At 60.0% G+C, this 11431-nt stretch carries 11 protein-coding genes; 10 read left to right on the plus strand and 1 reads right to left on the minus strand.

The annotated features are described in order from the left end of the window. Positions 1-46 precede the first annotated feature (46 nt). A complete protein-coding gene (locus tag ACOYNV_RS22355; protein WP_422902019.1) occupies positions 47-463 on the minus strand; it encodes a GIY-YIG nuclease family protein in 417 nt (138 codons plus the stop codon). A gap of 218 nt (positions 464-681) precedes the next feature. Between ACOYNV_RS22355 and ACOYNV_RS22360 the strand changes: the two genes are divergently transcribed. The 10 genes from ACOYNV_RS22360 (at position 682) to ACOYNV_RS22405 (ending at position 11310) form a co-directional block, all read left to right on the plus strand. Continuing rightward, complete coding sequence (locus ACOYNV_RS22360) at positions 682-1314, plus strand: HEAT repeat domain-containing protein (protein WP_422902020.1); 633 nt, start codon at positions 682-684, stop codon at positions 1312-1314. A gap of 3 nt (positions 1315-1317) precedes the next feature. Continuing rightward, positions 1318-2160 (plus strand): CheR family methyltransferase, encoded by an 843-nt coding sequence (locus ACOYNV_RS22365; RefSeq protein WP_422902021.1) that lies wholly within the window; start codon positions 1318-1320, stop codon positions 2158-2160. Then, positions 2157-2549, plus strand: coding sequence for a response regulator (locus tag ACOYNV_RS22370; RefSeq protein ID WP_422902022.1), 393 nt, complete (start codon positions 2157-2159; stop codon positions 2547-2549). Before ACOYNV_RS22365 ends, ACOYNV_RS22370 begins: the two co-directional genes overlap by 4 nt. After that, a complete protein-coding gene (locus ACOYNV_RS22375) occupies positions 2546-3112 on the plus strand; it encodes an Hpt domain-containing protein (protein WP_422902023.1) in 567 nt (188 codons plus the stop codon). Before ACOYNV_RS22370 ends, ACOYNV_RS22375 begins: the two co-directional genes overlap by 4 nt. Positions 3113-3114: 2 nt before the next feature. Next, positions 3115-3483: a response regulator gene (locus tag ACOYNV_RS22380; protein ID WP_422902024.1), complete on the plus strand. Its 369-nt coding sequence runs from the start codon at positions 3115-3117 to the stop codon at positions 3481-3483. 229 nt (positions 3484-3712) lie between these two features. Next, positions 3713-4987 (plus strand): methyl-accepting chemotaxis protein, encoded by a 1275-nt coding sequence (locus tag ACOYNV_RS22385; RefSeq protein WP_422902025.1) that lies wholly within the window; start codon positions 3713-3715, stop codon positions 4985-4987. 3 nt (positions 4988-4990) lie between these two features. Then, positions 4991-5458, plus strand: coding sequence for a ParA family protein (locus ACOYNV_RS22390; protein WP_422902026.1), 468 nt, complete (start codon positions 4991-4993; stop codon positions 5456-5458). Continuing rightward, positions 5455-6642, plus strand: a complete 1188-nt coding sequence (locus tag ACOYNV_RS22395; protein WP_422902027.1) for an HD domain-containing phosphohydrolase — start codon at positions 5455-5457, stop codon at positions 6640-6642. Before ACOYNV_RS22390 ends, ACOYNV_RS22395 begins: the two co-directional genes overlap by 4 nt. Before the next feature lie 117 nt (positions 6643-6759). After that, on the plus strand, positions 6760-8001 hold the full coding sequence (locus ACOYNV_RS22400; RefSeq protein ID WP_422902028.1) for a response regulator: 1242 nt from the start codon (positions 6760-6762) through the stop codon (positions 7999-8001). Positions 8002-8277: 276 nt separating this feature from the next. Then, positions 8278-11310, plus strand: coding sequence for a response regulator (locus ACOYNV_RS22405; protein ID WP_422902029.1), 3033 nt, complete (start codon positions 8278-8280; stop codon positions 11308-11310). The last annotated feature ends 121 nt before the right edge of the window (positions 11311-11431 follow it).

Here is an 11431-nt window from a genome sequence, read left to right on the forward strand (position 1 = left end):
CCATCCGCCGTCATACCGGCGAAGGCCGGTATCCAGTGCAGAAGTATCAGACGATGTCGCCGTATAAATCTCGCCACTGCGGATTCGCGGATTCGATAAGTGCAAGTTTCCAGGAACGGCGCCATTCCTTGATGGCTTTTTCACGCTCAATTGCCGATAGCATCGTCACATGAAGTTCAAACCAGACCAGCGTATGCACACCATACTTCTTGGTAAACCCTTCCACCAGGTTGTTCTTGTGCTGCCACACCCTCTGGATAATGCTGGAAGTAACCCCGGTGTAGAGCGTGCCGTTTCTACGACTGGCGAGTATATAAACGCATGGCTGTTTCATCCACCAAGGATACTGGCTCTGGCTCTGCCCTCCAAGGGCTGCTTGTACCAGGTTCAGCCTACATGCGTGTAGGAAACCGCCTACACGGATCGACGATCCCCTTACAAAATTTTCAGCAATCGCTGACATACAATATTCTTCGGTCGACCTTTATTGACTTGGGGAAACGGTCAATACCCCATTCACGTTAAAAAAATCGACACAACGCAATTTAATTGATACAGTCCAAACTCCCATCCATTGCTCATTGTTCAAAGAGTGTCCAGCTTGCATCACAAAGCTGACCGGCACTTTATTTCAGTTTTGCCCAAACCCTTAGCTGGGCGCGCCAATAGGAGAAATGACACGTGGCCATTGTCAAACGCGGCAAGAGGGCAAGTATCGATAGTGTCGATAGCGATGAGCGCAACCGTCCACACGATCTCGCGGGGCTGACGGCCAATCTCGATAATTCCGACCCGGTGGCCCGGCGCTCGGCGGCGCGCGACCTCGCGCCCTTTACTGACGCCGCGCCAGCCTTGATCGAACGGCTGGAACATGAAGTGGACGCCACGGTGCGCGAGGCCATCCTCATGAGCCTTACCGACATCGGCAACGCCACGGCCGTCAAGGGCTTGGTCGGTTGCCTGCGCAGCGAAGATGTGGCGCTGCGCAACGAGGCCATCCAGGCCATGAAGCACCTGCCCGATGCCGTGGCGCCGATCATGGCCGGTCTGCTCGCCGATCCGGAAGCGGACGTGCGCATTTTCGCCGTCAACGTGCTCGAATCGTTGCGTCATCCGGATGTCGAGAAATGGCTGATCGAGGTCATCAGCGAAGATGAGCACATCAACGTCTGCGCCACGGCGGTCGATCTATTGACCGAGGTTGGTTCCGAGGCCGCCGTCGCCCCGCTGGAGGCGCTGAAGCGGCGTTTTCACGACGAGCCTTATATCGTATTCGCCGCCGACCTTGCGTTGCGCCGCATTCGCGAGGAATGAACAGTGGCCCGGATCACCATCAAGACTGAGGATTTCCTGAAATTCCGCGAGTTTTTCTACCGCAAGACGGGCATCCAGTTCGAAGACAGCAAACGTTATTTTGTGGACAAACGCCTGGTCGAACGTATCGAGGCCACCGAAAGCGGCAGTTTCCGCAACTATTTCACCATACTGCGTTTCCAGGGCTCCGGCGAAGAGTTGCAGGCGCTGACCAATGACATGACGGTCAACGAAACCTGCTTCTTCAGCGAGGAGTATCAGTTCAAGTGCCTGGTCGAGTCGATATTGCCGGAGATCGTCAAGAAGAAAGAGCCCGGTTCGACGCTGCGCATCTGGTCTATTCCCTCCTCGTCGGGCGAAGAGCCGTATTCGATCGCGCTCTATCTGGCCGAATTCTGGCCGGATATTGCCAACTGGGATGTCGAGCTGATCGCATCCGACATCGACACCAATATCCTGAAGAAAGCACGCGCCGGAAAATACTCCCTGCGCTCGGTGCAGCACTTGCCGGCCCGGCTTCTGCAAACGCACTTCAAGCGCACCAAGGACAACGAATACCAGATTTCCGACGACTATCGCGAAGCCGTCGAATTTACCCGCGTGAATCTGGTCGATCCCGCCGACACGCGGAATTACCGGGGCTTCGACGTTATTTTCTGCCGCAACCTGCTGATCTATTTTGACGACCTGTCGCGCCAGAAAGCGGCAGAGTCCTTTTACGACGCGTTGAACCCCGGCGGTTTCATCTGCCTGGGCCATTCGGAATCGATGAGCCGCATCACCTCGCTGTTCCGTGTTCGCAAGTTCCCCGAAGCCATTGTTTACCAGAAACCGGAGGCCCGATGAGTCAGTCTCTGAAGCACACGCAAAAGCGCATACTCGTCGTCGATGACGCCGCTACCGTGCGCATGTATCACCGATCCATCCTTGAAGGCGCTGGTTTCGTCGTGGACGAGGCGATCAACGGCATCGAGGCGCTGGAGAAGGCGCTGACCCAGCCCTTCGATCTCTACCTGGTCGATGTCAACATGCCCAAACTCGACGGCTACGGCTTCCTGCGCGAACTGCGCCGGCAGGGCATTCCCCAGGCTCCGGCGGTGATGATCTCGACCGAGGCCCAACGCCAGGACCGCATACGGGCCTATGAAGCCGGTGCCAATTTATACCTGATCAAACCGATCAAACCGCAGGATCTGCTGACGCACTGCTACCTGCTCCTGAACCTCCCCGCATGAGCCCGTTGCTGGAACAGTTCATCCTCGAAGGGCGCGATTTCCTGCAGGGCATCGGCGAGAAGCTGATGGCGCTCGAAAACGAGCCCGACAGCGTCGAGCTGATGACCGAACTTTTCCGCCTGGTGCATACCCTGAAAGGCAATAGCGGTCTGTTCGAATTCCCGGAAATGACACGCGTACTGCACGCCGGCGAGGATTTGATGGACAGCGTGCGCGATGGTCGCGTCGTCTACTCGCAGAAACTTGCCGACCAGTTGCTCGACGCCATGGATTTTGTCGGCCTGCTGCTCGACGAGATCGAGCACCTTGGCGTCATTGATGCCGGACACGCCGAACAGTCGAGTGAACTGGCGCACGGACTGCGTGCCTTGATCCCGGTGCAGATCAAGTCCGATGCCCGGGCTGACGATGCGGCCGAATCAACAACGGGTGCGCAAGCTGCCGCGCCGATTGGCCCCGTGCCGCCAGCCCCCGGCATCGCCGCCTGGCCGGAAAACGCGGATCTCGCGCTGTGGCTAAAAGGCGCGCTTGAATTCGACAAAAATCCGAAACAAGGAAAATAACCGTGGCCAAAAGCATATTCATAATCGACGACTCGCTGACCATGGTGATGAGCGTCAAGCACACGCTGGAGATGGCCGGTTACAAGGTGGAAACCGCCAAGGACGGACTGGAAGCGCTCAACCGCCTCAAGGAAGGACTCAAACCCGACCTGATCATCACCGACATCAACATGCCCAACATGGGCGGCATGGAGTTCATCAAGAACGCCCGCACCATCCTGCGCTTCACGCCGATCCTCACCCTGACCACGGAAAGCCAGGGAGCCAAGCGCGATGAAGCCAAGCAACTCGGCGCCACCGGCTGGCTGGTCAAGCCAGTCGCTGGCCCGGATTTACTGAAGGTGGTCAAGCAAGTCCTGCCGGGAGCCTAACGGTCATGGGTTTGGCGATGGAAAAGGGGAATTGGCACCCTCTGATGAAACAACCAGCCATTCGACCAGGCCACCAAAAGACGGTAGCCATGTCGCTGGTTACCACCCGCCCTCTCCCCCGCCCTCTCCCCCGGCCCCTCTCCCGCAAGCGGGCGAGGGGAGATGGCGGCGGTCACTGTTTTTCCCCCTCTCCCGCTTGCGGGAGAGGGCCGGGGAGAGGGCGCGCGGCATGAAAAGTAACGATGTACCTTTCTTCGTTCGCGAAAAGACCTGGCTGAAATTGGCCGTCCCGGTCGTCTGCGCGGTCGCCGTCGCCGCCATTGTGTGGCTGGTCAACCCCTGGTTCACCAACCTTTTCAGCCAGGACACCCGATTGTCCATGGCCATCGGCCAGGGACTGACCGTGCTCTTCGTCATCGTCACCTATCAATATTTCAACCGCATCGTGCGGCGCATGCTGTTTGGCCGGCAAAGAAAAATGAACGATCTCTGGCTCGCCGAGCGTCTGCAACAGGTGCAGGCGCTGGAGCGTCTGGGCCAGGACTTCGCTGCGTTTCCGAAGTTCGTCGATATCCTGCTCGGACATCTGCATGAGGCCAACACGTGTACCGATGGCGGGGCGGTCGACATCATGAAGTCGCTGGTCAATATCAGCGCGCAATCCGGGTCGCTGCTGGCGAAGCTGAAGAGCCAGGAAGCGCGCGCCAGCGATGTTGCCGATGCACAGGCCACGCGCATCGCCAAAAACACCATGGTGCTGAAGAATCTCGACGCCTATCAGCAGGCGCACAATCAGCAAATCACCGATGACAGCCATCGCATCAGGGAAGTTTTCGCCCAGATTGAGGGGCTGAAGGGGCTGACCCAAGTCATTCGCGGCATCGCCAAGCAAACCAATCTTCTGGCCTTGAATGCCGCCATCGAGGCCGCGCGTGCCGGCGATGCCGGGCGTGGCTTCGCGGTGGTCGCCGACGAGGTGCGCAAGCTTTCGCAGCAGACCGAAGGCGCAACCAGCCAGATTGACAATTTCATCGGGGAACTGGCGCAGCATGTTACCGAAAACCTCTCGGCCATCGTCGCCGACACGCGCACCGATACGGAGTCGCAACAAATACAGACCATCACCGATCAGCTTGGCGAGATGAACCAGGCCTTCACCGAGGTCAGCGGCTATCTTTCCGTCATCGGAACGGATTCGCGCCGGGCGATGGGGAGCATCTACGATGACACCATCACCGCACTTGGCCACATGCAGTTCCAGGACATCTCGCGCCAGCAGATCGAGCAGATCTGCAGTGCGCTCGCTGCCCTGAACGAGCACTTCACCGCCGTAGAAAGCATCACGTCGAGCGACGACCCGGGCCAGGCCTGGCCATCGCTTGCCGGTCGCATCGAGGCGCTGCGGAATAACTATGTCATGCACGGCCAGCACACCACCCACGACGCGACAACCGGTGCAGGAAATTCAGCAGCAATATCAAGACCAACCATCGAACTTTTCTGACCCATGCACATCATCGCCATATCAAACCGCAAGGGCGGCACCGGCAAGACCACGGTGTCGGTCAATCTGGCCGCCGAACTCGCCGCCCTCGGCCAGCGCGTGCTGCTCATCGACCTCGATTCGCAGGGGCATTGCGCCATCGGCCTCGGGCTCAAGCCGAAACCCGACGAAGCCAGCGTGCTGCCGTTGGCTCCGAACCTGGCCGGCATTAACCTGAAAAAGGCAGTTGACCACAGCGAACACGGCGAACACGGCGAACACGGCGAAAAAACAATGACTTACACTGTTTTCATGCTTCACCCTTTGGGTGAGCGGTTAAATCCTGAAAAACTGTGCACCCCAAGAGTATTTGCTTCGCAGCAGCTTTTCGCGCTGCTCGCCGTCCCTCTGCAGGGAGGCTTCGCGCTGTCGCCGTGGTTTGAACTGAGGTTTTTAGGATTAAAGATGAACACCCGGCCAGGAGAGCCATGATGGGAACCATTATTGAACAATTGTCCGCTGGCGCCCCTGTCTCCGGCGACGCGGCCCCCAGTGCCCGCATCCTGATCGTTGATGACGACCCGGTGGTGGCGGGAATGCTCGGCGTCACGCTGGCCGCTGCGGGTTACGCCATCACCGAGACGAATTCGGGCGAGGAGGCCCTGGCCCTGCTGAACAAGGAAGCTCTGCCCGACATGGTCTTTCTCGATATCGAAATGGGCAACGGCATCGATGGTTTCGAGGTCTGCCGCCAGATCAAGGCTGACCCGGCGACGCAGCGCATTCCGGTTATCTTTCTTACCGCCAAGAACGAACTGGCCGATGAACAACGCGGCTTCGCCCTGGGCGCGGTCGATTACATCACCAAGCCGATCAGCGCACTGATCGTGCTGGCTCGCGTGCGTACCCACCTGCTGCTTAAAGCCGCCGCCGATTTTCTGCATGATCGCAACGCCTATCTTGAGCAGGAAGTGCAGCGGCGGACCGAGGAGGCATTGCGCCGCACCGAGGAACTGCGCATCAGCCAGGAAGTGACCATGGTGGCCCTGGCAACGCTCGCCGAAACCCGCGACAACGAAACCGGCAACCACATCGTTCGCACCCAGCACTACATGCGTGCCCTGGCCAGGCATTTGCGCCATCACCCGCGTTTCTCCGCCGTGCTCGACGACCAGTTCGTCGACCGCCTGTTCAAGGCGGCACCGCTGCACGACATCGGCAAGGTAGGGATTCCCGACCGGATTCTGCTCAAGCCCGGCCGGCTTGACACTGAAGAGTTCGAGATCATGAAAACGCACACGACGCTCGGTCGGGACGCCATAGAAACGGCGCTGCAGCGCAGCGGAGTCCGCGTTCCCCTGCTCGAGACAGCCATGGAGATAGCCCTCTCGCACCAGGAAAAATGGGATGGTAGCGGCTACCCCGAGGGCCTGGCCGGCGATGCCATTCCACTCTCGGCCCGCTTGATGGCGGTGGCCGACGTTTACGATGCCCTGATCAGCCTCCGGGTGTACAAGGCGGCGATGACGCATGAGCAGGCCGCCGCAATAATCATCGCCGGTCGCGGGCAGCATTTTGACCCGGATATCACGGATGCCTTTATCGCCTTGCAGCCCGAGTTTCGCGCCATCGCGAGTCGTTTTGCCGAAAAGGATGAGCAACTCGAAATACTGTAGGCACCCTCCCAGCGCGCTTCGGGGGACGGGCATGAGCACCCTCCCCGGCAGTTTTTTTCCTGAGGGGCAGAACTGTAGCCCGCGGATTTTTATACAGATAACCAGGCCAGGAGAGCCATGATGGAAAAATTGATCGATAGCGAAGCCCTTGTGACCGACGCCCCGGCCATCGGCCGTATTCTGATCGTCGATGACGACCCGGTGGTGGCGGGGATGCTTGGCACCTCGCTGGCGGCCGCCGGCTACGAAATCGACGAGGTGAACTCGGGCGAGGAGGCCCTGGCCCACCTCGAAAAACTCGCCGGATCCAATAGCCGGCCGCTGCCCGATATCGTGTTTCTCGACATCGAGATGGGAATGGGCATCGATGGCTACGAAACCTGTCGCCGCCTGCGTGCGGCCGATGATACGCACAACCTGCCGGTTATTTTCCTCTCCGCTCACGATGAGCCGGATGACCGCCTGCGCGCTTACGACGCCGGCGGCAGCGACTTCATGGCCAAGCCCTTCATGCCTGATGAAGTGTTGCGCAAGGCGCGGCTGGCCATTGATCACCAGCGTCAGCAGCAAGCGCTGAAAGAGGAAAACCGCTCCCAGTCCGAGATGGTCACCAGTGTGCTCGCCGGCCTCGACGATTCAGGGATCATATTCAAATTCAGCCGTGGCGCGCTGGGTTGCCGAACCTTGCGCGGGCTGGCGGCCTTGACCATCGAGTCGATGGGCGCCTTCGGCATCAAATGTCACGTCCAGTTGCGCACACCCGGCGAAATATTGACACTGACGCCACAGGGACCGGCCTCGCCCCTCGAAGAATCGGTGATCGAGATCTCGCGGAACATCGATCGCATTTTCAGTTTTCATCAACGGCTGATCATCAACTTCGACAGCGTCTCGTTGCTGGTTACCGACATGCCCAAGGCGAACGATGCCTTGTGCGGACGCATCCGCGATCATGGCGCAGTCATCGCCGAGCTCGCTGAACTGGCCGTCGGCAACATCAACCTGCGCACCGACGCGGTGCTGCGCGCCGATGATTTGCGCCAGCTGGCGCAGGACAGCCGCATTGCGATAGAGGAACTGCGCAAAGGCTATCACGATTTGCAAATGGCGATCCTCCTCGAATTCCAGGGAATGACGGATTACATCGAGGGAATGTACGTAAATATGGGGCTGACCGGTCACCAGGAATCGATCGTCAGCGACACCGTGCGCAACGCGGTTGACAGCGTCCTGACGATGTTTGAAGGCAGCGTCGAGCTCGAACGGAACTTCGCCGGCATCGTCGAAGGATTGACCAGGGCCGGAGAATACAAGGTCAGCCAGGAGGATGAAGTGACGTCGAGTTTCGAGCTCTTTTAGTGTGCAAACCGTCGCTGGATGTGATGCCAATGCCGCAAGCCCTCACCCCAACCCTCTCCCGCAGGGAGAGGGGGTTTGCACCCTTCTCCCTGCGGGAGAAGGGCCGGGGATGAGGGCTACACACCGCATGAACAGGCGATCTACAGGCTATCGTCCTGAAGCGTGGCGTATTTACTGCTTCTCCAGCGACACTATTTGTAGAACGCCTGTTTACGCGGCTTCCATAGAATGTTCTTGCCTCGCGCCATATTGAATTGCATTTTGTGAAAGTTGACCATGAACCATAAAACAGGCAATTCCGCCACTTCGGAGCTCGCCGCAGGTACGGCAGCGGACATCGCCGAAGCCCCTTTCCAGGAAGTATTTCTTGTTGCCGGGGCCTTGCAGAAAGCGATTTTCAGCAGCGCCAACTTTTCGAGCATCGCCACCGACGCCAGGGGCGTCATCCAGATCTTCAACGTCGGCGCCGAACGGATGCTCGGCTACACGGCTGCCGAGGTGACGAACAGGGTCACGCCGGCCGACATTTCCGATCCGCAGGAAGTAATCGCGCGGGCCGCGGCGTTGAGTGCCGAGCTTGGCACGCCGATCATGCCCGGTTTCGAGGCGCTGGCATTCAAGGCTTCACGCGGCATCGAGGATATCTACGAACTGACCTATCTCCGCAAGGACGGCAGCCGCTTCCCGGCGGTGGTCTCGGTCACGGCGCTGCGCGATGCGGAAAACACCATCATCGGCTATCTGCTGATCGCTACCGACAACACCGAGCGCCAGCGGATCAATGCGGAGAAGCAGCGCCTGATCGAGATGCAGGCGGCAAGCCATGAACTACTGCAGCTAGCTGAACGCGACAGCGCCATGCTGGTGCAGAAGTTTCTGAATACCGTCGCTGACGGCATCATCACCTTCAAGCCCAGCGGCGGCATCGTCAAGACAGCCAACCCATCGGCCGAGCAGATGTTTGGCTACGGCCCGGCAGAGTTGATCGGACAACAGCTCTGCCGGTTGATCCCCGAGCTTGAACGAGGCCCGCACTGCGCTTCCCTTGAGCATTGCAATGCCAGCGACAAAGCCTGCGCCATTGGCCAGGGGCGTGAGGTCATCGGGCGGCGCAAGGATGGCGGCTTTTTTCCCCTGGAGATTACCGTCAGCAAAATGCGGCTGGCCGGGCAGCATTACTGCATCGGGATTTTGCGCGACATCACCGAGCGCTTGCTGATCAAGGAGGAACTCGACGAATACCGCCTGCACCTTGAACGAATCGTCTTCTCAAGAACCGCCGAACTGGAAAAAGCCAAGGATGAAGCGGAGGCGGCCAGTACCGTCAAAGGCCGGTTCCTGGCCAACATGAGCCACGAGATTCGCACCCCGATCAACGCCGTGCTCGGTTTTTCCAACCTGTGCCTGAATCTGGATCTTGCGCCGCGCGAGCGCGACTACCTGATCAAGATTCGCAGCGCCTCGGAATCGCTGCTGGATATCGTCAACGACATCCTGGACTTCTCCAAAATAGACGCCGGCATGCTCGTCCTGGAGTCCATTCCCTTGAACATCGACGACACCCTGCTGCGCGTGGCCAGCCTGTTTGGCCTCGGGGCGCGCAAGAAGGGCGTTGAACTGGTCATCGGCACCTTGCCCGGCATACCGGAGAGCCTGCTGGGCGATCCCGGCCGCCTGCTCCAGGTGCTGGTGAATCTGATGAGCAACGCCGTCAAGTTCACCGAACACGGCCAGATCAGCCTGACCGTGGAGCCGCTGAGCGCCAGCGCCGATACCGTCACCTTGCGCTTCGCGGTGCGCGACACCGGCCCGGGCATGACGCCTGAACAGCAGACCCGGTTGTTCAGCCCGTTCACCCAGGCCGACAACTCGACCACGCGCAAATACGGTGGCACCGGCCTCGGCCTGGCCCTGTGCAAACAACTGGTGGGCTGCATGGGCGGCCAGATCGAAGTGGAAAGCGAAGCCGGGACAGGCTCCTGCTTCAGCTTTACCGCCTGCTTCGGCGTCGTTGCCGGCACGGCCACCGCGACGCCCGAGCATTCCGGCCTGGTCGGCAAGAAGGTGCTGGTGGTCGATGACAATGCCGCCATGCGCGCTTTGCTGAGCCAACAGGTGAAGGCCTTCGGCTGCGCGATGGAGACGGCTGATTCAGGCGAGTCGGCGCTGGCCCGTTACCAGTCGGGGGCGCGCTTCGACCTCATTCTGATGGATTGGCGCATGGCCGGCCTGGATGGCTTGAATGCCGCCGTCGGCATCCAAGCCACAGACAGCGCGGTTCCAATCATCCTGATCTCCGGCGACGAGCCGGAGGTGGCTCGCTCCCTGTCGGAAAGCGAAGCTATCAAGGCTTTTCTGAGTAAACCTGTTCCTGCCGCCATCCTGCGTGAAACCATGCTTAAAGTCCTGGGCGGACTTGCGCTACAACCTACGCATATCGACAAGCAGGACTCGGCGCCACGGCTGCGCGATGTACGCATCCTGGTGGTCGAGGACAACGATTTCAACCGCCAGGTTTGCCGCGAACTGGTGGAGTTTACCGGCGCCACCGTTGACACGGTCGACGACGGTGCGCAGGCGGTAGCGGCCGTCGCCAGTCACACCTACGACCTGATCCTGATGGATATCCAGATGCCGGTGATGGATGGTTACATCGCCACCCGCATCCTCCGCGAACGCTGGCCCGAGTTGCCGATCATCGCCCTGACCGCGCACAGCATCCACGAGGAGAAAGAGCGCGTGCTGGCCGCCGGCATGAACGACATCCTGACCAAGCCGATCCTGCCCGAAATTCTCTACGCCATGCTGGACCGCTGGTTGCCGGGCCGCAGCGGGCCAGCGATGGCAGGCAGCGAGCTAACATTGCCAGCGATTTCTGCGCCGGCTATTCCGTTGCCGACGCCTGACAAAATAGTTGATGCAGCGGCTGAACTGCCGGCCGAGGTCTTCGATCTGGCTCTGGCGCTTTCCCGGGTGAACGGCGTGCGCAAGCTGCTCGATCGCTTTCTCGGCATGTTCCGCGTGCGCAACGCCGGCATCGTTGAAAAGATCGGCGCGGCGCTGGCCGGGCAGGATGTGGCAACGGCGCGGCAACTCGCGCATGCCCTCAAGGGCGGCGCCGGGACCATCGCCATGATCGAACTGCAAGCTGCCGCGGCGCGTCTGGAGGCCACGCTGTCCCAGGCGCTGCAGGGGACGGATGATCCGCTGCGCCGCAACGAGGATTTCAAGGCGCTGGAGGCCGCGTGGACGCGGACCCAGGAAACCTTGACCACGCTGCTTGGGGCACCACAGCACCATGATTCTTGAAACCGCAGCTGGATGTGCTGCCAATGCCGCAAGCCCTCATCCCCGGCCCTTCTCCCGCGGGGAGAAGGGTGCAAACCCCCGCGGGAGAAGGGTGCAAACCCCCGCGGGAGAAGGGTGCAAA

The organism is Propionivibrio sp. (assembly GCF_049316945.1).
GTDB lineage: Bacteria > Pseudomonadota > Gammaproteobacteria > Burkholderiales > Rhodocyclaceae > Propionivibrio.

Excerpts from the sequence above, each read along its gene's own strand:
- ACOYNV_RS22395 (WP_422902027.1), top strand. The coding sequence starts at position 5,455 with ATGATGGGAACCATTATTGAACAATTGTCCGCTGGCGCCCCTGTCTCC.
- ACOYNV_RS22400 (WP_422902028.1), top strand. The coding sequence starts at position 6,760 with ATGATGGAAAAATTGATCGATAGCGAAGCCCTTGTGACCGACGCCCCG.
- ACOYNV_RS22405 (WP_422902029.1), top strand. The coding sequence starts at position 8,278 with ATGAACCATAAAACAGGCAATTCCGCCACTTCGGAGCTCGCCGCAGGT.
- ACOYNV_RS22385 (WP_422902025.1), top strand. The coding sequence starts at position 3,713 with ATGAAAAGTAACGATGTACCTTTCTTCGTTCGCGAAAAGACCTGGCTG.
- ACOYNV_RS22355 (WP_422902019.1), bottom strand. The coding sequence starts at position 463 with ATGTCAGCGATTGCTGAAAATTTTGTAAGGGGATCGTCGATCCGTGTA.
- ACOYNV_RS22390 (WP_422902026.1), top strand. The coding sequence starts at position 4,991 with ATGCACATCATCGCCATATCAAACCGCAAGGGCGGCACCGGCAAGACC.
- ACOYNV_RS22370 (WP_422902022.1), top strand. The coding sequence starts at position 2,157 with ATGAGTCAGTCTCTGAAGCACACGCAAAAGCGCATACTCGTCGTCGAT.
- ACOYNV_RS22375 (WP_422902023.1), top strand. The coding sequence starts at position 2,546 with ATGAGCCCGTTGCTGGAACAGTTCATCCTCGAAGGGCGCGATTTCCTG.